At 50.6% G+C, this 26,088-nt stretch carries 20 protein-coding genes; 4 read left to right on the top strand and 16 right to left on the bottom strand.

Going from position 1 to position 26,088, the window contains the following annotated elements:
• Positions 1–17: 17 nt before the first annotated feature.
• On the bottom strand, positions 18–1,427 hold the full coding sequence (locus M1L66_RS06675; RefSeq protein ID WP_434691641.1) for an L-fucose/L-arabinose isomerase family protein: 1,410 nt from the start codon (positions 1,425–1,427) through the stop codon (positions 18–20).
• Positions 1,428–1,662: 235 nt separating this feature from the next.
• On the opposite strand from M1L66_RS06675, the gene M1L66_RS06670 reads away from it, so the two are divergent.
• From M1L66_RS06670 to M1L66_RS06660, 3 genes are all read left to right on the top strand, one after another.
• Positions 1,663–2,673: a LacI family DNA-binding transcriptional regulator gene (locus M1L66_RS06670; RefSeq protein ID WP_002601247.1), complete on the top strand. Its 1,011-nt coding sequence runs from the start codon at positions 1,663–1,665 to the stop codon at positions 2,671–2,673.
• A 448-nt stretch (positions 2,674–3,121) separates the two neighbouring features.
• Entirely contained in the window at positions 3,122–4,036 is a 915-nt protein-coding gene (locus tag M1L66_RS06665; RefSeq protein ID WP_434691638.1) for an alpha/beta fold hydrolase, read from the top strand.
• A 91-nt stretch (positions 4,037–4,127) separates the two neighbouring features.
• A complete protein-coding gene (locus M1L66_RS06660; RefSeq protein ID WP_434691636.1) occupies positions 4,128–5,525 on the top strand; it encodes a condensation domain-containing protein in 1,398 nt (465 codons plus the stop codon).
• Positions 5,526–5,667: 142 nt separating this feature from the next.
• Here the strand turns inward: M1L66_RS06660 and M1L66_RS06655 are convergent, their stop codons facing one another.
• The 12 genes from M1L66_RS06655 to M1L66_RS06600 all read right to left on the bottom strand — a co-directional run bounded on the left by M1L66_RS06655 (position 5,668) and on the right by M1L66_RS06600 (position 21,505).
• The gene (locus tag M1L66_RS06655) at positions 5,668–6,597 is read right to left on the bottom strand and encodes a nucleoside hydrolase (protein ID WP_055659534.1); all 930 of its coding nucleotides are present in this window, start codon (positions 6,595–6,597) and stop codon (positions 5,668–5,670) included.
• Between the two features lie 33 nt (positions 6,598–6,630).
• Complete coding sequence (locus tag M1L66_RS06650) at positions 6,631–7,476, bottom strand: carbohydrate ABC transporter permease (protein WP_110325120.1); 846 nt, start codon at positions 7,474–7,476, stop codon at positions 6,631–6,633.
• The gene (locus tag M1L66_RS06645) at positions 7,466–8,374 is read right to left on the bottom strand and encodes a carbohydrate ABC transporter permease (RefSeq protein WP_002601259.1); all 909 of its coding nucleotides are present in this window, start codon (positions 8,372–8,374) and stop codon (positions 7,466–7,468) included. The genes M1L66_RS06650 and M1L66_RS06645 overlap by 11 nt, the downstream gene beginning before the upstream one ends.
• 73 nt (positions 8,375–8,447) lie before the next feature.
• Positions 8,448–9,791, bottom strand: coding sequence for an ABC transporter substrate-binding protein (locus M1L66_RS06640; RefSeq protein WP_187022469.1), 1,344 nt, complete (start codon positions 9,789–9,791; stop codon positions 8,448–8,450).
• A gap of 398 nt (positions 9,792–10,189) precedes the next feature.
• A complete protein-coding gene (locus tag M1L66_RS06635) occupies positions 10,190–10,417 on the bottom strand; it encodes a hypothetical protein (protein ID WP_110325118.1) in 228 nt (75 codons plus the stop codon).
• An 86-nt stretch (positions 10,418–10,503) separates the two neighbouring features.
• Entirely contained in the window at positions 10,504–13,707 is a 3,204-nt protein-coding gene (locus tag M1L66_RS06630) for an alpha-mannosidase (protein WP_434691631.1), read from the bottom strand.
• 36 nt (positions 13,708–13,743) lie between these two features.
• Positions 13,744–14,934, bottom strand: a complete 1,191-nt coding sequence (locus tag M1L66_RS06625) for a serine hydrolase domain-containing protein (protein WP_187022472.1) — start codon at positions 14,932–14,934, stop codon at positions 13,744–13,746.
• Positions 14,924–16,453, bottom strand: coding sequence for a response regulator (locus M1L66_RS06620; protein WP_434691628.1), 1,530 nt, complete (start codon positions 16,451–16,453; stop codon positions 14,924–14,926). Before M1L66_RS06620 ends, M1L66_RS06625 begins: the two co-directional genes overlap by 11 nt.
• A 1-nt stretch (position 16,454) precedes the next feature.
• Complete coding sequence (locus M1L66_RS06615; protein ID WP_187022474.1) at positions 16,455–18,245, bottom strand: cache domain-containing sensor histidine kinase; 1,791 nt, start codon at positions 18,243–18,245, stop codon at positions 16,455–16,457.
• A gap of 81 nt (positions 18,246–18,326) precedes the next feature.
• On the bottom strand, positions 18,327–19,157 hold the full coding sequence (locus tag M1L66_RS06610; protein WP_002601269.1) for a carbohydrate ABC transporter permease: 831 nt from the start codon (positions 19,155–19,157) through the stop codon (positions 18,327–18,329).
• A gap of 1 nt (position 19,158) precedes the next feature.
• Positions 19,159–20,016: a carbohydrate ABC transporter permease gene (locus tag M1L66_RS06605; protein WP_002601270.1), complete on the bottom strand. Its 858-nt coding sequence runs from the start codon at positions 20,014–20,016 to the stop codon at positions 19,159–19,161.
• Positions 20,017–20,110: 94 nt separating this feature from the next.
• Positions 20,111–21,505 (bottom strand): ABC transporter substrate-binding protein, encoded by a 1,395-nt coding sequence (locus tag M1L66_RS06600; RefSeq protein ID WP_117621524.1) that lies wholly within the window; start codon positions 21,503–21,505, stop codon positions 20,111–20,113.
• A 221-nt stretch (positions 21,506–21,726) separates the two neighbouring features.
• On the opposite strand from M1L66_RS06600, the gene M1L66_RS06595 reads away from it, so the two are divergent.
• The gene (locus tag M1L66_RS06595; protein ID WP_434691623.1) at positions 21,727–24,024 is read left to right on the top strand and encodes a family 78 glycoside hydrolase catalytic domain; all 2,298 of its coding nucleotides are present in this window, start codon (positions 21,727–21,729) and stop codon (positions 24,022–24,024) included.
• An 89-nt stretch (positions 24,025–24,113) separates the two neighbouring features.
• Here M1L66_RS06595 and M1L66_RS06590 read toward each other — a convergent pair whose 3' ends face one another.
• Genes M1L66_RS06590 through M1L66_RS06580 form a run of 3 tightly spaced genes read right to left on the bottom strand, consistent with a single transcriptional unit; the run spans position 24,114 to position 25,989 of the window.
• Positions 24,114–24,875 carry an ABC transporter permease gene (locus tag M1L66_RS06590; protein WP_187022479.1) on the bottom strand — a complete coding sequence of 254 codons (762 nt, stop codon included), beginning with the start codon at positions 24,873–24,875 and terminating at the stop codon, positions 24,114–24,116.
• On the bottom strand, positions 24,872–25,789 hold the full coding sequence (locus tag M1L66_RS06585; RefSeq protein WP_187022480.1) for an ABC transporter ATP-binding protein: 918 nt from the start codon (positions 25,787–25,789) through the stop codon (positions 24,872–24,874). The genes M1L66_RS06590 and M1L66_RS06585 overlap by 4 nt, the downstream gene beginning before the upstream one ends.
• Positions 25,786–25,989: a PLDc N-terminal domain-containing protein gene (locus tag M1L66_RS06580; RefSeq protein ID WP_002601275.1), complete on the bottom strand. Its 204-nt coding sequence runs from the start codon at positions 25,987–25,989 to the stop codon at positions 25,786–25,788. The genes M1L66_RS06585 and M1L66_RS06580 overlap by 4 nt, the downstream gene beginning before the upstream one ends.
• Positions 25,990–26,088 lie beyond the last annotated feature (99 nt).

Genomic DNA, 26,088 nt, shown 5'->3' with positions numbered 1-26,088 from the left:
TGATTTACTTACCCCATTCACCTGCCGGACGGACTGTAGATCGCCGCTTTTACCTCTTCCTCGATGGGATCATATAAATCCGGGGTGACTCCTATGTATTTGCATGCCTCATATAATACAGGCACTACGTCTTTGTGGATTCCCACACAGTGATGGATATACGGGCCGCAGACCAGCTTGTTCTCGAGGCGTTTTAAATCCTCTACCTCCACCCACACATACGTGCCTTTCGTGTATGGTCCCTCGATGCCCCTGGCATTTCCAAGAAGCAGGGAATACTCTCCGTTGTCGCCGTCGAAGCGGCAAAGGGTCATCTCACCGTGCTTCGCTTCGGCCTCCACTGCCCCCGGATAGTCGAAGGCCAGAGGGTAGCCGATGGTTGGTTTTTCCTTCGCCACGGAGATCGGCCACGGGCCGCAGTGCTGAAGCAGCTCCCCGTTTTCGTTGTCCGGATGGCGCACCGTCCAGTCCGCAAAGAAGGTTCTCGCCTCGTCCATCCCCGCCGCTTCCGCCATCACCGCGGTGATCGCTCCATGAATATCGGTCTCACAGACAACGGGAATTCCTTCTTCATTTAATAAGGAATTGGCCGCGCAGGGCATGATTCCGATCTCGCTCTGAAGCGCGTTCCAGCACTGAATTGCGACCGCGTTGCAGCCGTACTTTTCGGTCAGGCGTTTCATCGCTACCTTGAGGGCGGCTACATTTTCCAGTTCCCCATCTTTGATCTTGACGCACATGCCGGTTCTGCAGTCGTCCATCACAGCCTGCACCTCCACGCCCTCCTCCTTCGCCCGCTTCATCTCGGCGGTCAGCTCCGGAATCGGAATCGGGGATAACTGAATCTGAAATTTCTCCAGCAGTTCCCCTTCGTTGCACATGGTGGACCAGAAATCAAAGGGTCTCGGCCCGATCTGAAGAATTCTCGTATGGCGGAATACCTTCACCACGTTGCAGACCGCCAGGAAGTTACGAATTCCGCCCTCGAATTCCGGATCCTCCAGACGGCAGTTTGTTAAATAGGTAAACGGCACCCCGAATCTGCGCAGGACTTTTCCGGTAGCAAATAAACCGCACTGGCTGTCCCTTAAACGGATTCCATTCTCATCCGGCCTCTCATCCCTTGGTCCCCATAAGAGAACCGGAACATTCAAACGCTTTGCGAGCCTTGCACAGACGTATTCTGTTCCAAAATTACAGTGAGGAAGAAACAGTCCGTCAACACCTGCCTCCTCAAAACGTTTCACAATGGCGTCGAGATCGCCGTCATCGTATAGCAGCCCCTCTTCATTGATCCCGTCGAGACCGACAAATTCTACCCCCAGCTCTTCCAGACGTTTCTTTGTTAACCCGGCAAACTTTAACGCATCCGGAGCGCTGAATATGCTTCTTCTTGTAGGCGCAAACCCCAGTTTCAGTGATAACATACGTTTCCTCCTTTTAAATCTCAATTGAATTATATTAAATTCTATCTTTATTATTAACTTAATTATATTAAATCTTATTTGAAATGTCAATTGAATTTAACTTAATTTTCTTTAAATTATATAGGAACTATCTATTGACGAATTTAACTAATTCCTGTATGATTAAGTAAACAGTACTTTTTTATTTTTAAACAGTTTTTATGCGTTTGATATTTGTGTCAGAGGAGGGCCAAGTATGTCAATTTCAGCGAAGGAGCTGGCTCAGAAGTTAAATATATCGGCAGCTACGGTTTCCATGGTATTAAACCGCAAACCGGGCATCAGCGAAAAGACCAGAAACCTGGTCCTGGATGCCGCCAGGGAATACGGTTACGATTTTTCAAAAAAATGGGATACCGCCGAGGAAAAAGGCAGTATCCTGTATGTCATTTACAAAAAGCACGGAACCGTCGTCGCAGATACGCCGTTCTTCTCCCAGCTGACGGAGGGAATCGAACAGGCCTGCAAGGGAAAGGGATTCGAACTTCAGATTACTTATTTTTATGAAAATAAAGATATCGGCGCGCAGATTCAGGAGCTCTCGGAGAAGAACTGCCAGGGAATCCTCCTGCTGGGCACGGAGATGGATGTGGAGTACTTCCAGCCATTTACCAGGCTGAAGGTGCCTATGGTGGTGCTGGATACGTACTTTGAAGAGCTGGACTGCGATTCCGTCCTGATCAACAATGTGCAGGGTGCATACCTGGCCACCAACTACTTAATCGACAAGGGCCTGGGAGAAATCGGCTACCTGCGTTCCTCCTATCCCATCGGCAACTTTGAGGAGCGGGCGGATGGTTATTACAAGGCGCTGCGCCACCACGACCTCCCCACCAGCCACCCCTACGTCCACAGGCTGACGCCTTCCATGGAGGGTGCTTACACGGATATGTCGGAGATTCTCCGCGAAAAACCACCGGTTGCCCCGGCCTACTTTGCCGACAACGATCTAATCGCCGCCGGTGCCATGCGGGCCTTTAAGGAATTCGGCTACAAGATCCCGGAAGACATCTCCATCGTCGGCTTCGACGATACCCCGATCTGTGATTTCCTCGAACCGCCGCTCACAACCATGGAGGTTCCAAAGAAACGCCTCGGTGAACTGGCCGTTCTAAGACTCCTGCAGAAGATCGCGGGGGAGACGAAGGTGATGATTAAGACGGAGGTTTCGGTGAAACTGCATGAGAGGAAGAGTGTGAAGGGTTAAATAAACGTTTAATTATTTAGTGAATACATGTTTTTAAAACAGGCAGCTGCTCTCAGGAAGGATTCCCGGAGCAGCTGCCTGTTACTTTTTTATGTTGTTTTCTGTACCATGGTTTGTTATAATAATATTGCCATTGCTGACACTTGAAGGTCTGATCGCTGCTCTTAGTCTCTTACTGACAGCTTTTGGACTTGGCTCTGCCACAGAAGGCAATCATAATCACAAAATAACCGCCCTGTCCTGAGAAAACAAGCGGTCATTTTTGATTAAGCTGTTTTCATGGGGTCAACCGTACAATCGGCAGCGCTTCTTTAATATTATATATTATTATAATAGTATCTTTAAACATATAATGTCAATCCCAATTCACTATAATGAAAGCAGTACCGGTTACAGCGTTGCAGTTCACAGCCATAAATTCTGCAATTTAATGTCGAAGGAGGCCCCTATGCCAATCAACCACCAGACCACCATCACCCTTAACGGAGTACCGCAGTACGTATCAATCCGGGCTGAAAGAGATCATCTGCCCCTTCTTCTCTATCTTCACGGCGGCCCCGGAGACGCCGCGCTGCCGATAGTTCTGAAATACAACAGCGAGCTGGAGAAGCACTTTACCGTCGTCGTATGGGAGCAGCGCGGGGCAGGTAAATCCTATTACGATTTCGGAGACAGCACCGTCACCATCGCTACCTTTCTCGAGGATCTCCATGCGCTGGTGACACTCTTAACCGAACGTTACCGTCAGGAAAAGCTTTATCTCGTCGGACATTCCTGGGGAAGCGTCCTGGGGCTTACCTATACGGAGAAGCATCCGGAGAAGGTACGCGCCTATGTCGGATGCGGCCAGGTGGTAAACATGAAAAAAGCCAGCCGCACGGGCTACGAGTTCGCCGCCGCACACGCCGGTAAAAAAGCTCTTGCGCGGCTGAAAAAGGCGGACTGCACCTACACCGGTGAAAACTGGCTGGACGATCTGCTTTTCGTGACAAAACAGGTTGTAAAACACGGAGGCTCCCTCTATGGCAGGACAAATTATAATCCCCTGGTGACACCGTTCCTATTTTCCAGGTATTATTCGATTCCTGATTTAATACGGCGCCAGAAGGGCAGCCTGCAGGCAATTAAACGGCTGTGGCCTGAGCTTATGGAGGTTAATTTTGAAGGCCGGACTGAATATGGGGCGCCTGTCATATTCGTGGAGGGGCGTCACGACGTCCACGTCTCATCCGCGCTTGCAAAAGAATACTATGATACCATACAGACGGAAAAGCAGTTTCACTGGTTTGAGCACTCATGCCACTTTCCGCAGTGGAGCGAACACGAAAAATTCCATACACTCATGGTGGATTTACTCCACTGATTTTTGAGTGCTTTGCATGTGTTGTCATTGACCTTCCCCGGATTTCATATATTGTAACACTTATGCAATCCCGGAAAGGCAGCGTGGCCACATGACTAATACCCTTTTTCCCCTCACCTCTTCCCAGCGCATGCTCCAGCAGGCCCTTGAAGAATTCGGCACAGCCCAGATTTTAACCATTGGAGTGTGCATTTCCTTACATGCTCCCGTAGACTTTTCCCTGTTAGAAAAATGCCTGAAAGAAGAAGTCCGGCGTCTTGAGTGCCTGCGGGTCCAGTTCACGCCGCCGAACAGAGACGGTGGAATCCGGCAGTATATTGTCCCGGAGAGTTCCCCTGACATTATATATGAAAACTTAAAGGATAAAAGCGCCCCGGAGATCAAGGCTCTGATGAATCACTGGAGCACTCTTGGCTTTGACGAAGCGGATTCCCCCCTCCTGCGTTTTGTCATGGTATCCCTTCCAGGCGGCTGGAACGGCCTTTACCTCTGTATCGATCACCGCATCATGGATTCCTGCGGACTGATTTTTATGATGAATGATACGTTCCAGCTGTACTGCCATTACCTTTACGGATCGCCGGCGCCAGACATGCCGGCGTGTTATGAAGAGGTTCTGCAGTCAGATTTACGGCGGGAACAGGATCCGCTGCGCAGGGAAAGGGACAGCGCCTTCTGGAGGCAGCTGCTGTCCGCAGGCGAGCCCATCTACACAGATATAGGCGGCTCCCGGAAACTGATGCAAAGCCGGATCAGCCACGGCCTTCCCGGCCTGCGCGCTGCCGACCGGATCATACAGCCCATGGACGGCGATATGGAGAAGTTCACTCTGCCGAAAAAGGAGGCTGCCCGGCTGGAAGCATACTGCCGGAAGCATTCCGTGTCCATGGCTAATCTGCTGCTCATGGCCATGCGCACTGCGCTGTCCTTTGCCAATGATGGAGAACCGGACATCAGCCTCCGCAATTACGTATCCCGCCGCTCTTCCAGGCAGAGCCGTACCTGCGGCGGCTGCCGGATTCACTGCTACCCCTGCAGGACCGTAGTTTTGCCGGAAGCCACTTTTCTGGATGGGATACGGCAGATAAAGGCTTATCAAAACGGCATATACCGCCACGCCGACTTCGATCCGGAACAGGTAAATGCGCTGTTTGCCGATACCTTCGGGATGCCGCCGCTTACCACCTATGAAGGAGCCGCATTGACCTGTCAGCCCCTTCCTCTCTCCTCTCCCAACCCATTTTTAAAACACATCCCGCTGAACATCGAGTGGTTCTCAAGCAGGGCGGATATTCAGAAGCTTTACTTAACGGTGATGCATGCGCCTCAGAACCGCGGTTTGGATTTTTATTTCAAATATCAGACGGCAGAGCTGGATCGGGCAGATATCACTCGTTTTTACGAGGTGCTTTCTGAGATCCTTACACTTGGAACGCAACAGGAGACGCTTCCTACCGGAGAATTGATGGAACTGCTGGCACGCCTCTGATTTCTCTTTCAGGGTTCACTCTGCTCTTTGGGTAATTTGGGATCTTCAAAATAACAAAAGGAGCTTTCAAGCCGCTGCCATGGCAGACTTGAAAGCTCCTTTCTTATTTTATGACAGATTCTCTTCTTTCCGCAGCATCCATTTAACCGCTATATCCTTCCGGATGCTTCGCATGAAACAGCGCCAGCTTCGCAAAGAAGTCATCCAGGATCAGCCTGCTGTCAATGGAATGGTAAATCCGGATCGGTCTGTTCAGTTTCGTATGAACATAGGCCATGTCTTCCGTCACCAGCGGCGCTTCGACCCAGTCAAACTCAAATCTGTGCTCATATAAGAGCAGGCCCACGGCCGGGCTGTCCCCGACGACCCACGTCTCCCCGGTGCGGAAGGCGCTGTTTCTCGGCCCCTCCTCCTGCGCGTGTTCGTCCAGCTGCTGCAGAAGGTACTCTCCGATTTCCCCGTACGGAGCTACCTTATATTCCAGTTCTGCCAGTGACAGCGGCATCATCTCATAAACGTTCTTCGGAACCTGCCAGATCTCCATTTTACTCTGGAACACCACATTGGCCGCATTGATATCATTACCCAGGTTAAACTCCGGGCCGCCAGCCGGATACCTTCCGCCTCCGATCCAGATAGCCGTCATCCTGGATGCGATCTTCGGCTCCATGAGAAGAGCGCTCGCCAGGTCCGTAAGCGGGCCTAAGAAGATTGCGAACAGCGGACGGTCGTCGTCCTTCATGGCTTCTCTGACAATCAGCTCCGCCCCTTCACTCACAACCGGAGTCGTCTTGTCGGGAATTGCATGAGGCGCGCCGTGGAAAATCATGTTTTCCTTCGGGAAATGCATCTTGTCGAAGATAACCTCCAGCTCTTTAAAGCTCCGCTCCATGGAATCCTCATGTCTCGTTCCATAATGAGCCGCAATCATGCCTGCATTTTCAAATTTCGGGCTTAGCAGCGCCTGGACGATCGCAAACTGGTCGTCCGCCTCGTTCTTAGCATCGGTATTCACGATCAGCCTTACAATCTTTTCTTCCGGTACGTGAAACTTATAATCTGTATATCTCATTCGCGTTCCCTCTCATCATTTTTTATAGTTAAACTATCCCTTTACCGCGCCATTCGTAAGTCCTGACACAAAGTATTTCTGGAAATACCCGAATACCAGCATCAGGGGAAGGGTGACCATGCAGATTCCCGCGGTGTACTGTCCCCATTCAACGCCCATCTCCGTCTTGAAATTCAGAAGACCGACGGGAAGTGTCTTAATCAGCGCGTTGGAGGCCGTCGTAATGTTGGCCCACATCAGTTCGCCCCAGTTTCCGATAAAGGTGAATACGATGATGGTCGCAATCGCCGGCTTCACCAGCGGAAGCATAATATGGAAAAACGCCTCGAATTCCGTACAGCCGTCGATTCGCCCGCTCTCGATCAGTTCCTCGGGTATGGTCTCAAAGTACTGTTTAATGATATACATGGAAAATGGAATCTGCCATGCGATATAAGGCAGAATCAGGCTGATTCTTCCACCCGTCAGATGCATCTTGCTCATCATGGAATAGAGGGAGATATAGATCGCAATGCCAGGGATAAAGTTGAATACCATAAATGCATCCATGATCAGGTTTGCCTTCGGTATGTATAACTTCGCCAGCGCATATCCGCCAAGCAGTGAAACAATCGTGGTAACCGCTACGGAAACTCCGGTGACCACTACACTGTTTCCAAAATAGGTACCCAGTTTTCCCACACTCCACGCCTTGGCGTAGTTCATGATCTCCACGTTCTGCGGAAGGCCGAACAAGTTTACGAAGAACTCTTTATTTGATTTAAATGATGTAAAAAACATGAATAAAATCGGATAGGCAACCACAACCGTATAAATGCCCAGAACAGTATAGGCAAGCACCTTCATCCATTTATTCATGCCGAACATTCTATCGCTCATAGTTACCTCCTCTTACCAGCTTCTTGACCACAACCATGCCGATTAAAACAATGACAACAAAAATCATACTCATGGCGGAACCATAACCGTAATTGTTAAATGAGAACGAGTTTTGAAGAATCCATAACGGCATAACGGTCGTTGACTTGGCCGGTCCGCCATTGGTGAGTGCTACTACGGTATCGTAAATCTTAAGACCGCTCATGACTGCAAATATTGTGGAAAGCTGGACAAACGCCATGATAAGCGGCAGAATAATCTTCTTAAAGATCTGGAAATCCGTCGCCCCATCCAGTCTTGCAGACTCGATTAAGGAGTTGTCGATTCCCTGCATGCCTGCGAAACAGAGTACCATGGTAAGTCCTACCTGCTTCCATGCCGATACGAACAGAATACAGTTGAGCGCCGTCCCCTTGTTGGTCAGCCACGCATGCTGTAAATTCTCCAAGCCGAGAGTACCCAGAATATTATTTAAAATACCGATCTCCGGCTCATAGACGAACGCAAAGATAAGCGCCGTGATGACGGCCGGAATCATGCTGGGCGAAAAGAGGATGGTCCGGAAGAAGCCGCCCCATTTTTTCCCTACATAAAGAAGCAGCCATGCCATAAGAACACCTATGATCACGCTGAAAAACGCCGATGCCACACCGAGATAAACGCTGTTCCTGATGGCCAGGAGGAACGTTTTATCGCGGAACGCGGAAAAATAATTCTTCAAACCAAGAAACGTTCTCGGTCCAAAACCGCTCCACTCCTGAAATGACAGAATGAAACTGTCAAAAAACGGGATGACGGCAAATATAAGATAGATCACAATAGCAGGCGTCAGGAATGCAAAGCCTGCAACCATATATTTTTTCTCGATATTGCTCATTTTTCTCTTTGATTTCTGCATACTCTATACCTCAATGTAAGGAAAAAGGGAGCGCTGTCAGCACTCCCTTATCAGCGCGTATTTACTGCTTTCCTTATTCGCCTTTCACGGTTGCCTGCTTTAAATCTTCCAGCTGCTCCAGTGTGTCTTCTACACTGGTTCCTGTGCAGACCATGCCGACCATATCATTCTGAAGGAAGGAATTGATCTCGGAAGAAAGTCCCTGCATCTGCTTGTAACCGACTACATTGTCGCCTACCGTGGTTGCAAGAAGGTCTTTTAAGATTTCGCTGTCCACCTTATCCTGCATGGAGATAGTAGCTGGCAGTCTTCCGCTCTTAATGATCTCTTCGATGCCTGCGTCGCTGGTATAGTACTTCATGAAACGGACCGCTTCCTCCGGATGCTTTGCATTGGCCGGAATGAACAGTGCGTTTGTTACCGTGTTAAGCGCGTACTTTCCGCCTTCTGCTACGTATGGGAAGGGAAGGATGCCAACTTCAAATTCGCTGTTCTTTGTGTATTCGCCTGCGTTGGAGCCTGCGTCAAACAGCATGGCTACCTTGCCCTGATACCAGGCTGCCTGTGTCTGGTCCTTGGTGGAGGTTAAAGCGCCCTCGCCCGGATACCAGTAGCCTGCATCATAAACGGATTTCCAGTTCTCAAGACATTTCTTCAAGCCTTCACACTGTGTGAAGTCGCCTTTGCCTGCCACGTATTCTTCCAGTGTTCCGTCATTTGCCATATACTGGTATGCGAACTGAAGCAGCTGGTGGTTCTGGCCGTTCCAGTTGCCTACGCCGTATACGCCGTTGTCCTTGAATACTTTACATGCTTCTACAAATTCGTCCCATGTCTTTGGAATCTCTACATTATACTGAGTAAATAAATCCTTGTTATAGAAAATGGTCTCGATAACCGGCTGATAGCTTACGGCGTAGTACTTACCGTCAACCATGCCTGCGTCTATGTATGCCGGAACAAATGTATCTTTCCACTCATTGTTGTTTTCTGTTAAGTACGGAGTTATGTCGTATGCCATGTTGTCATCTGTAAATGCATTGATCTGGCTGCCCCAGAAGAAGCTTACGTCGACCGGATCACCGGAAGCGATGCCTGTCTTGATGATCTGCTCTGCGTTATCGAAGTCTACCGGTACGATCTCAACCTTAATATCCGGGTTCTCTGTCTGGAAGCCCGCTACGATATTCTGGTTGTACTCGGAGTCGGATCCGTAGAAACGAATGGTCGTTACCTCTCCGCTCTTCGCCGCCTCTGTGGCAGTGTCTCCTGCTTCTTTAGTATCTCCTGCTGCAGTGGTATCTCCCGCCGTAGTTGCTGCGCTTTCCTTTGTCGTCGTACCTGAACTGCCACACCCCGTTACCATGATCCCCGCTGCCAGGGCAACTGTAAGAACTGCTGTTAATTTCCTTTTCACGATTCTCCTCCTTGTTAAACACTATTGAATTTTTATTTAATTAACAATTAAATTATATTTAAAATATACACTAAGAATTAAGTTTTGTCAATATGATTTTACTAAATTTTACAATCTTTCTGGTGTTTTTCTCGCTGTACTCTCCCTTTTACCCTGCGGGCTGCCGGATACATTTTAATTGCTTCATAAAAAGCACTGAATTTTTGTTTAATTATTTTAATTATGCAATTGAAGTGCCCTCTTTACCCGCCGTCTGAACTGTTACAGTTTAATACATAGTGAACAGGTTTGGAGGAGGTAATACTTTCCAACTTTGATTTATAAGGTATTGGTAATTTCCTTTTCCACACAGAAACGGCGGAGAGGATTTCTTCTCCTCTCCGCCGCTTACCGTCTGCTCATGAAAACTTATATTTCACTTCGCATCCATAAGAGACCTTATTACAGATGTTCACCACCCGATCCATGACCGCGCTGAACTCCGCGGAATCCGCGTCGATGTCCATCTCCCTCAAGTCCTCAGAAATGTCCACCTTCTTTACCCCGTCCATTTTTCCGATCTCGCCGACAATTCGCTGTGCCTTCGAGGGGTCTGACAGGGAATACACATGATAGCGCCTGCTCATACCTTTTCCTCACTTTCACCAGTTGTTATTAACAAGTATTGGCAGAAGAGGGAAATTTTAAACACGGGGCGCGGCGCCGTTATTTATCAGAGCCAGATTTTAAATGACCGAATCTCAAACGGCTGTAAAACCGCTGTTATTTCATCGGTTTCCTGGGCGCCGCAGTCCTGTTCCAGCAGGTTGCAGACGGCCCATTTCTTCACGGGGTAATTGGATCGGACGGATACCGTCTGCCTGCTGCCTGACACTTCATGGAGACGTACAATCAGGCACTCTTCTCTTTCTGCCTTTTTTACCGCATCCACAAATACCGACGGATTATCCGTCCATACGATCCTTTTGCCTGCTGTCTGCACCTTCTCTCTGCCTCTTGACGAGCCGACCGGCACGTTTAAATTCAGACTCTCCGGAATGGTTCCTCCCTCCGTCACCGTTCCCGCATGGGGATAAAGCGCATAGGTGAAGGTATGCAGTCCCATGTCTGCCTCCGTATCCGGGAATTTCGCGCTCTTCAAAAGAGAGAGTTTAAGCGTACTGTCCTTGGCACTATAGCCATATTTGCAGTCATTCATCAGGCTGACACCATAGCCGCTGTCGGAAATATCCGCCCACTTGTGGCCCGCCACCTCGAACTTTGCCTGATCCCAGCTGGTATTATAGTGAGTCGGGCGCTCCACATGGCCAAACTGAATATCGTATACTGCCCTGGTACTCCTGATGTCCAGCTCGAAAGCCGCTTTTAAGAGCCGGTGGTCCTCATGCCAGTCTACCGTGGTCTCAAAATCAATGCGGCGGCTGTTGCCATACAGGATCATGTCCTGCACGATGGTTGATTTCCGGTATACGTAAGAGAACCGGATCACCGTCCTCAATTCGTTATTTTCCAAAAGCACCGGCGGATCTGTGAGCTCCGCGTTCTCAACCTTTTCCATGTAAAAGATGTCTATATCCCAGGCGTCAAACCGCATGGGCTTATCCTCGAAGATCTCCAGGCGGTTTCCTTCGCCCTTCAGCACCTCACGCTCGTTTTCCTTATCATAGACAGAGGTCAGCTGTCCCCTGTCATTCCAGCGGATCCGGTAATACCGCGTCTCGGCCGCGTTCTCAGAGACAACAGCCGAACGATTCCAAACCGCCTCTTTCCGAACGTTTTCTTCCCTTCTGCCTGTTTCCTGTCCATCTGCTTTCTGCCCGGATTCTTTCTGTCTGTCTTCTCTCCATCCGTCGTCTTCCTGCCTGGCTCCGATCGCCCCCGGCAGGAAACAAATACTCCGCATCTCCAGTCCCCGCATACTGGCCTGCAGCCAGTAACCGCTGCTGTCACGGCATGCGTTTATCAGTGTTCCGTCGAGTTCCGTAAACCGGCCCTCCCGCGGCTCTTCGATCCGGACCAGATCGTTTCTGCTATAGCTGCTGAAATTCCAGAGCGTCCAGTAGTTGTCGCTGTTGTCCGTAAGACCGGCGAGAAGAACGGCTCTCGTCTCGTTAAGCAGCCGGTCCGCCTCCCGGTATTCCTTTTCAGAATCTTCATAGACTTCATGGATGGAGGATCCCGGAATGATATCATGGAACTGATTGCGCAGAACGATCTCCCATGCGTGATGGAGGGCCTCCTGCGGATATTCCTGCCCGTCCGCAAGGCTGCGGCTGGCCAGCCATTCCGTCTCCGCCAGCTTCCACTCCAGTTTCCTGTTCCATCTCTTATTTTTCGCCTGAGACGTATAGGTGCCGCGGTGGTATTCCAGATACAGCTCGCCATCCCATACCGGCTGCTGGCTCTTCCGTTCCTCCATATCGCGGTGAAGCTTCTGGAAATAGCCTCCTGCCGTGTCATTCACCACATGGGGCACTCCGGGAAGCATATCCATGGACCGCCTGCTCTTTAACATTCCCGTTGTCACTCCACCGCCGCCGTCCCCGTGGCCAAAGGGGATCAGCACATCCTTCGTCAGGTTCTTATCCCGGAACCGCTCCCAGCTTCCGAATATCTCGAACGGCGTCAGCTTTCCGTTATACGTCGCTCCGTGCTTATGCTCTGAGCTTTCATACGGCGTTGTAATGAAATAGGTCAGTATCTCGCTTCCGTCGATTCCCCGCCACCAGAAGAGGTCATGCGGCATCCGGTTCACATCATTCCAGCTGATTTTCGTGGTTGCAAATGTCTGAATCCCACACTGCTTCAGAATCTGAGGCAGCGCCCAACTGTATCCGAACACATCCGGAAGCCACAGATGCGTGCATTCGCGGCCGAATTCCTCTTTGATAAAATTGCAGCCATGCAGGAACTGGCGTACCAGCGCCTCGCCGGAGGTGATATTGCAGTCGGCTTCCAGCCACATGCCGCCGTCCACTTCCCATTTCCCTTCCGCAATCCGTTTTTTAATCTGTTCGTAAATCTCGGGGCAATCCCGTTTGATATACTGGTAAAGCTGAGGCTGGCTCTGCAAAAACAGAAAGTCCTCATTCTGTTCCATGAGCCTGAGAGCGGTGGAAAAGGAACGCATTGCCTTTTCCCTGGTATGCTTTAATCTCCACAGCCATGCCACATCGATATGGGTATGGCCCACGCAGTGCACCGTGATGTCACTTCTCTTATCCATCTGTTTGAAATCATCTTCCAGTTGCCGCAGCGCCGCCTCCACCGTAGGATAAAAGCGGTCCTGATCCCAGTCAATGAGCGTGTACGCATCGTTTAAGGCAGTCAGGATGGCCTCCTTCTCGGTGCCAGTCTCCGGCATCAGCGCAGCGCTCTTAACAACAGCATCGGAATGGTAGAAGAAACGGTCCGCGGCCAGATTCAGATATCCAATTCCCGCCTTCTTAAAACGGTGGATCTGCCCGGTGCGGACACCGCCTCCCTCCAAGCCGGTCCAGAGCAGAAACGTCAGCTCTATAGTCTTGCCGGCAAACGGTTCCAGAATCACCTCATTGTGGAACGTGTCCACTCCCTGGTACGGCTTCCCGTCGATAAACAGCAGGGACTCGAAACCACTGTTGAACCCCTCCCCCGTCTTGCCGAAGTCGAAGACTCCCATGATCTGGCTCCCCTCCCGTTTCTCCGGAACCGCAGCATCCGCCTGCAGCCACAGATAGCGGTCACGCCCGATAAAGAATTCTCCCTTCCGGACCAATTCCCCGCCGGTCAGGCGCCCCGGATACCGGGACAGAACCTCATCGGTCTCACAGCCGGCGTCTTTGGAGACAAAGGGGAATACTTCCACGGTCTCCTCATATCTCCTGCTCCATATTTCCTCCGTATAAACGGTTAATTTCTCATGAGTTAAAAACATCTTGTTTTCCTTTCTGTGATGGGATTCCTCTCCACATCATGATAAATCGTGTGAAAATAATACATTTTTCAGCCTCGTAACAAGCATTCCGGCATCCTTTTTCTGCTGCATCACGAGAAAGGTAAGCCGTTCCCTGGGACAGTTCACAAAGCTGCAGCCGAGCCATCCGTCCCAGCAGTACTCCATCTGCCGGCCGAGAACAGAGGCCTGTCCCGGATTCCACAATACCCTCATAAAATTTCCGTAGCTGAATCCGCGCTGTCCGAACCAGCGTTCAAAGCTCCCCTGCGGGCTTTCTGACAGCGTATCTCCAAAAAGGCGGCCTCCTGTCAGATATTCCACCGTCCCTGGCCGAAGAATCTGCCTCTCTTCAAAACTCCCCTTTTGAAGAAGCATTCTGGCAAACCGCTCATAATCATCGATGGTGGAGGCCAGCCCTGCGCCTCCGGATTCGAATCCTGCTTTTCCCTTCATACGGTTGTTGATTCCCAGGAAATTGCCGGTGTATTCCTTCAGTTTCCCGTCCGTTCCCGTCTCATAGGCCATTGCAAGGCGGTGCTGTTTTTCCTCCGGCACATAAAAACCGGTATCCGTCATACCCAGCGGTTCAAAAATCTCACTCTTCATGAACGCTCCCAGAGTCTGATTCGTAACTGTCTCGATGACCGCCCCCATAATATCGGCGGCTATACCGTATTTCCACGAGGTGCCGGGCTGATACAGAAGAGGGATCGCTCCCGCCTTTTCGGCAAACTCCCGGGTCGTCATCGGTGATTCTGTGATCAGACGGCGCTCCGTCTCGCAGAAGAGCTCCCTGGTCCGCCTCTCTGTCTCCGTATTCGAATCCCCGTAGGACAGCCCCGATGTCATATTCAGCAGGTCATGGATCGTTACCGGGCGGATGGCCTCTTCCAGACGGCCGTCACGCCACACCTTTCCGCCGGAAAATGAGGGGATATACTCGTAAACCGGTGTCTGCAAACACAGCTCTCCTCTCTCCAGCAGGATCATGGCGGCTACGGCGGTAATTGGCTTGGTCATGGAATATAAGCGGTAAATCGTATCACATTTTATCTTCCTGCCGGCCTTCCTGTCCGCATAGCCTGCCTCCAGGCGGCAGAGTGTTTTTCCGTCTTTCATTACCAGGACGCTGGCCCCGCTCATCTCCTGCTGATTCAGGGCGTCTGCGAGAACCGCTTCCATTCGCTGCTGCAAATCACTGTTCATTCCCTTGTATCTCCTGTTCCTTTTTCTGATTCTGAACCCGTTCCATATAATCGGAAGGGCTGACACCCACCACCGATGCGAAAATTCTGCTGAAATAGAACTGGTCGTTATAGCCCGCTCTGGCGGCTACATCCTTCACATAGACGGAGGTTCCCTCATCCATTAAGTCTCTGGCGCACTGAATCCGGGCCAGAGTCAGGCACTTGTTAAAGGAGCTGCCGGAGTATTTGCGGAACAGCTTATTTAAATACGTCGGCGACAGGCCAAATTCTTTACACAGTCTCCCCATGGAAAGTTCCTCTGACAGATGGCGCTCCATGTAGCCGGTGATCCTTTTAAAGAATTCCTCTGTGTCCATTTTCTGCTGTGCCGGTTCTTTCTTTATCTTCTGCATCAGCATGTTTTGTATCGAGTCTGAAACCTCATCCAAATCTTCCGCATAGAAAAAGAGATCATCCAGAATCCGCTCCGTACTCTGCTCCATTCCGGAGAGCAGGCCGGATTTATCCATCAGGATCAAAAGGTATCTCACCTGGGCTTCCACATACATCTGCGTTCTCTTCGTGTGCTTCCAGCAGTCAAAAAGCTCCGCCACCGCCGATATGATTTTCTCTCTTTGACCTTTTTGAATATAGTTTTCCAGGGCCTGAAACTCTCCGCCTGTCGTTTCCTGTCCGTCCTGTCCCTTCCGTTTTTCCTCTTTCAGTTCCTCTGCAATCAGGATCTGGCTTGCGCCGATCACGATATTGCTGTCGAGAAGCTGGTACAGCTCTAAAAAGACGTCATCCGCACCTCCGATGGAAAACGGCGTTTCCCGGATAATACCGGTCACATAGTTGGAGTTGCCGTGCTCCCGCCGGATTGTCTCGGAGATGATCTGATAGAAGCTCTTGTAAAACAGAATATCTTCCGGATAGAGATACATCGCCTCCATCTCATCTCTTCCATAGAGGTAGATTTTCTCATCCCTGCCGGAAAATATCTCAAAGCCGGAATTGCCGGAATACCGCCGCGGCAGTCCATTTCGCCTCACAAGCGCCGCGTAATATTTCCCCGCCGGGAAGCAGCGCTCCAGCAGTTTCCTATCGACACTGTTCTTCTCGCACAGGCTCTTCATCAGGAGATTCCGCTTTCTGGCATAACGCTCAGCCAGCACCTCCTCCATGCTGTTTAATGCATTCTGCAGGGCAGACGGCTTAATCGGCTTTAACAGATAATCATAGACGCCCGACCGTATGGCCGCCTTCGCATACTCAAACTCCTGATACCCGCTCACCACCAGCGACAGCACCTCGGGATAGCGCTCCTTCACACGCTCGGCCAGCGCGATTCCATCCATGACCGGCATTTTTACATCCGTGATCAGGATATCCGGCGTATCCTCCTCCATCCGCTTAAGCGCTTCCTGGCCGTGCTCCGCCGTGGCGGTCACCTCGAACTGCGGGCATTTGATGGCGATAATATTACAGATATGCTTGATGGCCGCCGGTTCATCATCCACTACTAGAATACGGTACATATTACGACTCCCCCTCCAAAGTACTGCTTTTGCGAACTCCGAAAAATACTTCCGCTCCCTGTTCGTAATTACCTGCGCGATAGATCAGCTGTTCCGAATACAGCAGATACAGGCGGGCAAAGCTGTTGGCGTTGCCCATACCCCCGATTTCCAGCTCCACATTTCTCTGTATGGAGCTGATCTGCATCCTTAATTTCATGATCTCGTCCCTAACGTACTGAAGCGCCTCCTCCGAGAAACCATCCCCGTTGTCCCGAATCCTGATATACCAGCCCTCATCGTCCTGCCATCCTGTGATCTCCAGGCGCATGATCTCATAACCATTTTCATACCCATGGGAAATGCTGTTCTCCACCAGCTGCTGCAGCACCAGCTTCGGCAGAATACAGTCCTTTATCTCGGGCTGAATGGTAATCTGGTACTCCAGTTTATGCTCATAACGGCACTTTAGGAGCCTGATATACGCCTCCAGATAATCGGCCTCCTTCTCCACCGTGGCATACCGCTCCTTCGTATTGGTGGAATAGCGGAGCATGGACGCAAGACCGTCGCAGATCTCACAGATGACGTCGTCATCATTCAGGACGCCTCTGCTGGAGATGACGTTTAAGATATTATAGATAAAATGCGGATTCACCTGCGCCTGAAGCGCGTCAAACTGGGCCTGGAGCTGGATCATGGAAGTTCGCTTTTCCTTTAAAATAGCGCTGTCCAGACGCTTCAGCATGTTTTCATAGGACTGCCGCAGCAGCTCGATCTCATTGCTGGAGGTCTTCAGCTCCACATTTTCCGTGATATTGGTAAGCTTTGTGCGTTCCATTAAGTCCGCCAGTTCCTGTACCGGCCTGGCCAGATGATTGGAGGCCGCCACAATATAGAGAACGGCCACTCCGATAAAGCTTGCCGCCAGAAGCAGTGTGCTCATAAAAATGTACCGCAGGTCACTCTGCACCGTGTCGTACCGTTCCGCCACCAGAATCGCAGCGCCGGTCTCTGCGGACACATTTCCCGCCAGAAACTCGTCATTTCCCGTAACGGAATTGCGGTATCTCCTGGCAGTCGTATCCCCCTGTGCTAAAAAATCCCCATAGCCCAAGTCCCCTTCGTACCGTTCATTGCTGAACAACAGATTCCCCTTTTCATCGAAAAGGAGGACCTTTATCTCCGGATTGGAGATAGCAAACAGGGTCCGCAGCGAGTCTTCCGTCCTCTGGACCTCGATATAGCCCAGATTATTCCCCTGGATTTCCTTTACTACAGAAAAGACATTCTGCTTCTTCTCCCCCCAGTCGTCCTCGTGAGGGCCTATGACTGCAAACTGCCCGTATCCGACCGAATCCAGCTGGTCCTTCCATGGCAGGGCGTCCAGATTCATTCCCGCGTTCATCTTCCGTTCTTCGTGGGTTGTCGCTATCACCACTCCATTTTTATTGTAAAAAAGAATCCTGTAAAAATTACTGATGAAGTAATCGGTATTGAGTATATTTCGCACCACTCGGGCCGCCTCGTTAAAATACAGGGAAACGTAGTCGGCATCCTTTGGAAATACCGACAATTTCCGTATGGCCTCCAGGGCATCCACGTCGCTTAAAACGTAATGGCTTACATTTTTCATCGCCTTGATGGACTCCTCGTACTGCTGCGTCAGCTGCCTCGACATATCTTCCAGATTCCGAAGTTCCTGATTAACGGAACGCTTCACGCTGGAGTAGTAAAAGAATCCGCCCAGCAAAACAGCCGCCGACAAGACAAACGCCGAATAAACCAAAATCATACGGGTGCGAAATTTCATAAAAGTAACCTCTTCCTATAATTCAATCCAAAATAAGTAACTTAAGTTTACCTATCCTCCTGCAATTAATCAAGTACCAGATTATCCTTTGACCGAACCGGCCACCATGCCATCCACAATTCTTTTGTTAAAGAACAGAAACAGCACCAGCATGGGGAGCGTAATCATGATCACGTTGGCAAACAGCAGATTGTAAGAACTGGAATACCGTCCGATAAAATTAAACAGCGTCAGCTGGATCGTGGCATTTTTCGTTCCGGGCAGGAAATAGAGGGGATTGGTGAAATCATTAAATACGGCTACCGCATTTAAGATGATGACGGTGGAGGTTACCGGTTTTAACAGGGGAAGAATAATCTTCGTAAACATCTGGGTTCTGGTACATCCGTCGATGTATCCCGCCTCCTCCAGCTCCAGCGGAATGGAGCCCACAAAGCCCCGGTAAAGCATGATGGTAAACGGAATCTGCAGCGCGCATTCAATCAGCATCATACCCGGAAGCGTCTTATATAGGTGCAGTCCCTTCATGACCCAGATCGTTGGCAGAATGGCCGGCGGTACCATGAGTCCCGATAAAATAATGCTGTTTGCAATGCCTGTCAGGCGATCCCTTCTTCTCTGGAGTACGTATCCGGCCATGGAGCAGACCACAATCAGAAGAATGACCGAGCCTGCCGTGAGCACGGCGCTGTTTTTAAAGGACCGGATCAGCAGATAGTTGTTGGCCTTTATCACTTCCAGATAATTTTCCCACTGAAACACTTTAGGAAGGGACAGCTGCAGCAGATTGGCCTCCCGCCGCTCCTTTAAGGAGCTGACCAGCATGAAGATGAACGGAACTACAAAGATGGTTCCCGCCACCAAAAGGCCAATCACATCGCCAAGCAGTCTCACTCTTTTTTTACGTGTCATATCAGTCCACCTCCCTGCTCAATAAGAATTTCTGAAGCGGATAGGCCAGAACCGCAATCATCAGGAACATAATCACATTCCCTGCCGTCGAAAGGCCGTAATACCCCGCCGCATACTGCTTATATACCGCGGATGCGACCACCTCCGTCGCATATCCGGGTCCGCCTCCGGTCATCGCCCAGATCAGGTCAAAGCTCCTCATTCCGCCGATAAAAGATAACATGATGACCGAGTTCATGGCCGGACGGGCCAGAGGAAGCGTGATATAAAGCAGCTGTTTCCATTTATCCGCCCCATCGATCACTGCGGCCTCATAATACGTCTTGTCGATCGCCTGGATACCAGCGATAAAGATCACCGAGGCCACGCCGAGGCCCTTCCATACATCCGTTCCGATTACGGAAAATAAAGCCAGCTTCGTATTGCCCAGCCAGTCAATGCCCTGGATTCCGATCAGCCCCAGACACTTGTTGATCAGGCCCTTTGACGGATGCATCAGAGCGGTAAACGTAATTCCCACCGCAATGGTAGATACCAGGTTTGGGAAAAATACGATCGACCGCAGCAGATTCTTTGTCTTGATACTGCTGGTTAAGAACACACCAATCAAAAAACCGAGCACCACCTTGGCCCCGCACGTCAGTACCGCGTAGATCATCGTATTTTTCACACCCGTATTCAGGGACCGTTCGGAAAAGAACATCTTAAAATTCTGCAGGCCGCAGAATTTCACCTCGTCGAAGTTCCAGATCGTCAGGCTGAAATACAGGGAAAGAAGCAGGGGTATCAGAAAGAATACGGTAAAAACGGCCATGGCCGGCACCAGAAACCACGTGGAATATATTTTTTTCTTATCCATACTATTCTCCTGTCTAAGAAAGAACGAAGCGTATCACCGGTAGTGAACGCTTCGCCTTTCGCTCTTCTCTATTCCCGCAGGCCGCGGGCTTTGATTACCAATCCAGTCCCAGCTGTGCCGCCTGTTTCTTACAGTCTTCATCGTATGCCGCGGCCGCTTCCTCCGGAGTCGTCTGTCCCGTACCAAGCTCCTGGCAGATTGCAGGACAATCGGCGCCCTTTACCGGCGTGATAAACTCCAGTGCAAGTCCGGTCTTTCCTGAATCAAAGTACTGCTGCAGATCGAATTTAACAGCGTCGTAGGCGTTATCCGGCAGCTTGTATCCCTTGACGCAGTACGGTCCTTCCGGAAGCAGAGCCGCCGTATAGACATCGAGAGCCTCGTCGGAAATCATGAATTCCATTAACCGCTTGATATCGTCTACCTTGCCGGAATTCTTGTTGCCGTACCAGGAAGACGGCTCCCATACCGTCAGACCCTGTTCCTCCGGATCGTCACCCGGAATGGCAAATGCCCTGACATTGTTCACTTCATCCCCGTACAGCTCGTAGATATTGGAGAGTGCCTGCGAACTGGAGAAATAGTGCGCGCCTTCGCCTGTCACGATCATGTCACAGGCATCGTTATAAGTCGTAGCCATATAGTCATCGTTGTAATACGGAGTGGTATCCGCTAATTTCTCCCAGCTGCGCAGTCCCGCTTCGTTGGTAGCAAACTTGATTTCACCCTTTTCGAATTTCTCCGCAAAGTCCGGTTCCTTCACCATAACGTTGTAGTAATCCCCCAGGAATGGGAACTGAGTCGTCCACTGATCCGCATAGGAACCAATCAAAGCCACTTCCCCGGCTTCTTTTAAAACGTCACAGTTATGTAAGAACTCGTCCCATGTCTTGGGAACTTCCAGGTTGTATTTTTCGTAAACGTTCTTATTATATAAGATTACGCCGCCCTTTGCCGATGAGGTTGGGATTCCGTATACCACGCCGTCAATGGTGACCGCCTGCTTATACGTGTCATCCAGCCTGTCCGCCCAGTCCTCATTGGTGATATCGATGAAATACTCTGCCGGGTTGAGTGCGGAAAGCAGTGCTCCCGAGTTGGTTCCGCAGAGATCCGCCATATCGCCGGATGCCAGCCGCGTCTTGATGATGGCGTCACCGTTGTCTCCGCCGCCCCGCACTTCTACTTCCACGTGAATTCCCAGTTTCTCTTCCGCCAGATCGAATACTGCCTGGTATCCCGCCGGCGCCAGATCGGTACCGATGGACGCCGTCAGCGTCGCTTCTTTATATTCCCACTGGCCGTCCTCTGCCTTCGCTTCTGTCTCGCCCTCGCCGGACGTTTCTGTCTCTGTGTCCTTCACCTCCGCCTTTGCAGTCGTCTGCTCTGTCTCCGGATTCGTCTGCTCTGTCTTGCTGCTGCCGCATCCTGTCATACTGCCTGCGGCAACCGCTGCCGCCATCATGAGTGCTATTGTTCTGCGTTTCATCTTGTAAACCTCCCTTTTGTGTTTTATGACCAAATTCTATCATATCTGCCCCTGTTTTTAGAATGGAAAAAGCTGCCGCGATACGGTGAAAATTTCACACTAAAGAACGGGAGTTCCGCCTCCTGCATTCATTTCTCCATCTGTTGTGTCCGATTTTCCATGGACAATTTTACTCTCATTATACTATGATTAACAAAATATTTCATGGATTGGAGGAAGATATGGAATTAGGAGATACGGTAATGAAAGATATGGAAACAAAAGGCATGGAACTGGAGGATATAAAGCTAAAAAATATGAAACTGAACGATATGGCATTGGAATATGAAAATCTGGATAATGAAAACTGGATACAGGCCTCCGGCCCCTGTGACGCCCCGTACTTTCGAAAATCCTTTCAGGTCAAAAAACCGGATAAGGCGTCGATCGCCATCTGCGGCCTCGGATTTTACGAGCTTTTTATCAATGGCCGGAAAGTAAATGAGGAATGCTTTATCCCGGTGACATCAGACTACCATCCCAGGGATATATCCAACTTTTTATACCCTATGAAAGGGACGTTCACCCACCGGACCTACTATGACGTCTATTCCATCGGGGAGTATCTGCTGGACGGATACAATACCATCGCGGTCGCGCTGGGAAACGGCTGGTATAATCAGAAGGACCGGATCGTGGAGGGCCGTCAGTCCTTCGGTGAACCGCGGCTCACCTTTCATATACGGATTATAGGGGCGGAAGACAGGATCATTGTATCGGACGAGAGCGTGTGCTGGAGCCGGAGCGAGGTCACATACAACAACTTATTCTTTGGAGAGAAGCACGATCTTCGCCTGAAACAGCCCGGCTGGCAGCTCCCGGACTTCGATGATAACGACTGGGAAAATGCAGCGGCCGTCCCTCCGCTTGAAACACAGTTATGTCCTTCCGACTGTCCTGGCGACAGAATGATCCGGACTATGGTTCCCAAACTGCTGTATTCAGATGAAAGCCGGGCCATCTATGATGCCGGTGAAAATATAAGCGGCTGGGTCGTTGTAAACGGCGTTCTAAAGGACGGGCAGACGATAAAAATTCTGCATTCCGACGAACTTTCTCCCACCGGAGAATTGGACTTTCTGTCCAGCGGCGGCGACAGCCAGATTCAGGCTGCGGAATATACCGGCAATGGTCTTCAGGAGACCGTACATCCCAAATTCAGCTGGCAGGCTTTCCGTTATTTTGAAGTAACCGGTCATCGGAATGTCAGCGGCGATTCACCATTTCTATGTGCCGTAGTCCATGCGGATGTTGCGCAGACATCCAGTTTCCGATGCAGCAATGAGACGTTGAACTGGCTGTATGATGCCTACATAAGAACACAGCTGTCCAACATGCACTCCGGCGTCCCCTTAGACACACCTAACCGGGAGCGTTTAGGCTACACCGGCGACGGCCAGCTGGGGTGCCGCACCGTAATGCTTACGCTGGCTGGAAAGAGACTGTACCGCAAATGGATTCGTGACGTCCTGGACTGCCAGGATCAGACGAGCGGACGGGTACAGCACACCGCCCCATTCCAGGGAGGCGGCGGCGGCCCGGCGGCCTGGGGCGCCGCAATTGTCGAGGTACCCTACCAGTATTACGTCCACTATCAGGACATCGACATCCTGAAGGATAGCTTTGGCCCCATGCTTCACTGGTTTGAGTACCTGGAAAGCCGAAGCGAAGACGGCCTTGTCTCCTATGGGGAGCCCGGCGGCTGGTGCCTCGGCGACTGGAACACCACACAGGAAATCCTTCTTCCGATCCCCTTTGTCAACACGTATTTTTACATCAAGGCACTGCGGACTGCCGCAGAGATTGCAGAGATACTGGGTCTGCCTGAGGAGAAAAAACATCTGGAAGAGACGGCTGAACAAAAGAAAGAGATCCTGGTCCGCCATTACTACAGCGAGGAGGAAAATACCTTCTGCGGCGGTGTTCAGGCCGCAGACGCCTACGCCGCGGATCTCGGTCTGGCAAACGCCGGGATGCTCGATGCTCTAAATGAGAAGTATGCCGCTATGAACGAATTCGACACTGGCATCTTCGGCACAGATATCCTCATTCGTGTTCTGTTTCAGCACGGTTATGCACAGACGGCCTATCATCTTTTAACGGCAGACGGCCCCTGCTCCTTTGAAGCGATTCGGAGAGCGGGCGGCACGACGCTGTGGGAATCGTTCCTGGACATGAAAGAATCGAAAAACCACCCCATGTTCGGAGCTGTGACCCGTTATCTGTTCTCGAATCTGTTAGGGATTCAATACTGCGGAAAAAATGAAATACAAATCCGTCCGGCCATCGTCGATGGCCTGGATTACGCGGAAGGGAAAATCACCACAATTTATGGTGTGATTGAAGTGAGCTACGTAAAACACGAAAAAGTGATTGAATTTGTGATTCACTGCGATGAAAGGATTTCCCCCACACTGGAGTACGGCGGACGAGTGGTGCCGGTTTCTTCTGGGGAAAGGATTGTGGTGGAGCGAATTTAGGAAAGATAGAATAAATTTAGGAAATAAAAACTGTACAGCAACGCACAAAATCCGGCGGCCTTGAAGAATATTTCAAAGCCGCCTGACTTTCATAACGCCTTTCTGTTAAACACCATAACAGACAGCAGCAGCAGTACCGCCGACAGAATTACGGTAAGAATCCCAGGAAATATAAACTGGGAAGCTGCCGCTTCTCCGGTGAGCAGATCTACATTTTTCATGACAAGAAAAGATGGGCTGACGCCTTCCAGCAGCGGCGTCATGCTCAAAAGTCCCATCACGACGGTGAACACCAGCAGAAACAGTATGGCGGTAAAGGCCTGACGGAACATCACACAGCCCAGCATAAGAATACATAAGTACAGCAGCGCGGTGAGCCACACCACAAAGGCTGACAGCAGAAGGTGTTTAAAGCCCTCTCCCGGCCACAGATATGCGGTATATGCCCAGGCGACAGCAAAACTGAGCCAGTAGCTCACCGTCATAATCACCGCGGAGGAAGTAAATTTTGAGAGAACTACCGCCCTGCGGGACAGGCCTTTCGTGAACATGATCGTCAGCGTGCCCTTTGCGTATTCCCCGGACAGGCTGCTGCTGAACAGAATGATCATCAGGCTCAGGCCGAGAGAGGACACATTTTTATAGAACTGCATCCATGCGTCCGCCGCGCCTGGTTCCTTCACCGTTATCTCCATATTCACTGCAAATGTTTCAATGAGAAGAGGAGTGAATTTCGCCAGCAGCGGACTCGATACTCCAAAGAAAAAGAACAGGGCAAGCATCAGAAACATACGGTAGGTGCGAACATTCTCCACCAGTTCTTTTCTCGTAAACGCGGCCATCCCACTCATTTCACCACCTCCAGGAATAAATTTTCAAGTGTCGGCTCCATAAGCTCCATTTTGAGCGGACAAATCTCCGTCTCTGCCAGTGCCGCAATAACGCGATGCTGAATCCGGTCCATGTCCGTTCCATGCAGGATCATTTCCCTTTCTTTCATCTCCGTGTGTTCCAGCAGGGGAACGATCTGCTCATTGGCCGCAAATGTATGGATATCATCACTGCCGGAAAACTCCAGCAGCAGGCTGTCCCGCCCATGCAGCGCCCTGATCTCAGGAAGCGTTCCGCTGACTGCAATGCCGCCCCTGTGCAATACGGCGACACGGTCACAGATCCGCTCGACATCCGACAGGATATGCGTCGAAAATATCACCGTCGTGGTGCCTTTTATCTTCATCAAAATATCCAGTATCTCCTTCCGCCCTACGGGATCGAGGGCGCTTGTCGGCTCGTCACAGATCAGCAGGCGCGGCTGTGACAGCAGCGCCTGCGCGATGCCGAGACGCTGTTTCATGCCGCGGGAGTAACCGCTGATCCGTTTCTTCACGCCCTCCAGTCCCACAAGGTTCAGGAGTTCATGGCTCCTGTTTTTCGTCTCTTCCTTTGGAAGCCCCGAAATCTCGCCGCAGAGCGCAAGATATTCGACGGCATTCATGTACGTGTAAAATTCCGGGACATCCGGCAGATAGCCGATATGGCGGTTGGCCGCTGTCCCTCCATACTCCACCGGCTCCCCGCAGACGGTAATACTCCCGCAGTCGGCTTTCAAAAGACCCAATACCATTTTCATAGTCGTTGTCTTTCCCGCCCCATTTTGGCCAATAAATCCAAATACGGCCCCTTCCGGCACGGAAAGTTTCAGACGATCGATCACCTTCTGTCCTCCGAAGCTTTTAGACAAATCCTCTATCGTAAGAATATTCATTTTTCCTCCCCTCGTCCCAGGACGAAATACGCGATCGGCCCGATCACCTGAATGAAAAGCACGATCAAAGCCCACATGATTTTATTTCCAAACCGGTAATGCGGATGGCGTAACACATGAATGAGCGCCGTGACTGCCAGGATCACTTCGGCAATGATAAGCGGGATAAAAAGCGGTAAGTTGGCCATGAGTACATCCATATAATATCCTCCATTGTTTTATATCATCATGATATCATCATCATTTTTATAATATTATCATATTGATAACAATAAGTCAATAGAACGGCTCTTCCAAAA

Source organism: Hungatella sp. SB206, from assembly GCF_051132295.1.
GTDB lineage: Bacteria > Bacillota > Clostridia > Lachnospirales > Lachnospiraceae > Hungatella > Hungatella effluvii.
Note: the sequence above shows the minus strand (reverse complement) of the source record. Positions and strands in the feature narration are given on the sequence as shown.

What these genes read in the sequence shown, in the direction of transcription:
- M1L66_RS06675 (WP_434691641.1), bottom strand. Translation starts at nt 1,427, where the DNA reads ATGTTATCACTGAAACTGGGGTTTGCGCCTACAAGAAGAAGCATATTC.
- M1L66_RS06670 (WP_002601247.1), top strand. Translation starts at nt 1,663, where the DNA reads ATGTCAATTTCAGCGAAGGAGCTGGCTCAGAAGTTAAATATATCGGCA.
- M1L66_RS06665 (WP_434691638.1), top strand. Translation starts at nt 3,122, where the DNA reads ATGCCAATCAACCACCAGACCACCATCACCCTTAACGGAGTACCGCAG.
- M1L66_RS06660 (WP_434691636.1), top strand. Translation starts at nt 4,128, where the DNA reads ATGACTAATACCCTTTTTCCCCTCACCTCTTCCCAGCGCATGCTCCAG.
- M1L66_RS06655 (WP_055659534.1), bottom strand. Translation starts at nt 6,597, where the DNA reads ATGAGATATACAGATTATAAGTTTCACGTACCGGAAGAAAAGATTGTA.
- M1L66_RS06650 (WP_110325120.1), bottom strand. Translation starts at nt 7,476, where the DNA reads ATGAGCGATAGAATGTTCGGCATGAATAAATGGATGAAGGTGCTTGCC.
- M1L66_RS06645 (WP_002601259.1), bottom strand. Translation starts at nt 8,374, where the DNA reads ATGCAGAAATCAAAGAGAAAAATGAGCAATATCGAGAAAAAATATATG.
- M1L66_RS06635 (WP_110325118.1), bottom strand. Translation starts at nt 10,417, where the DNA reads ATGAGCAGGCGCTATCATGTGTATTCCCTGTCAGACCCCTCGAAGGCA.
- M1L66_RS06630 (WP_434691631.1), bottom strand. Translation starts at nt 13,707, where the DNA reads ATGTTTTTAACTCATGAGAAATTAACCGTTTATACGGAGGAAATATGG.
- M1L66_RS06625 (WP_187022472.1), bottom strand. Translation starts at nt 14,934, where the DNA reads ATGAACAGTGATTTGCAGCAGCGAATGGAAGCGGTTCTCGCAGACGCC.
- M1L66_RS06620 (WP_434691628.1), bottom strand. Translation starts at nt 16,453, where the DNA reads ATGTACCGTATTCTAGTAGTGGATGATGAACCGGCGGCCATCAAGCAT.
- M1L66_RS06615 (WP_187022474.1), bottom strand. Translation starts at nt 18,245, where the DNA reads ATGAAATTTCGCACCCGTATGATTTTGGTTTATTCGGCGTTTGTCTTG.
- M1L66_RS06610 (WP_002601269.1), bottom strand. Translation starts at nt 19,157, where the DNA reads ATGACACGTAAAAAAAGAGTGAGACTGCTTGGCGATGTGATTGGCCTT.
- M1L66_RS06605 (WP_002601270.1), bottom strand. Translation starts at nt 20,016, where the DNA reads ATGGATAAGAAAAAAATATATTCCACGTGGTTTCTGGTGCCGGCCATG.
- M1L66_RS06600 (WP_117621524.1), bottom strand. Translation starts at nt 21,505, where the DNA reads ATGAAACGCAGAACAATAGCACTCATGATGGCGGCAGCGGTTGCCGCA.
- M1L66_RS06595 (WP_434691623.1), top strand. Translation starts at nt 21,727, where the DNA reads ATGGAATTAGGAGATACGGTAATGAAAGATATGGAAACAAAAGGCATG.
- M1L66_RS06590 (WP_187022479.1), bottom strand. Translation starts at nt 24,875, where the DNA reads ATGAGTGGGATGGCCGCGTTTACGAGAAAAGAACTGGTGGAGAATGTT.
- M1L66_RS06585 (WP_187022480.1), bottom strand. Translation starts at nt 25,789, where the DNA reads ATGAATATTCTTACGATAGAGGATTTGTCTAAAAGCTTCGGAGGACAG.
- M1L66_RS06580 (WP_002601275.1), bottom strand. Translation starts at nt 25,989, where the DNA reads ATGGATGTACTCATGGCCAACTTACCGCTTTTTATCCCGCTTATCATT.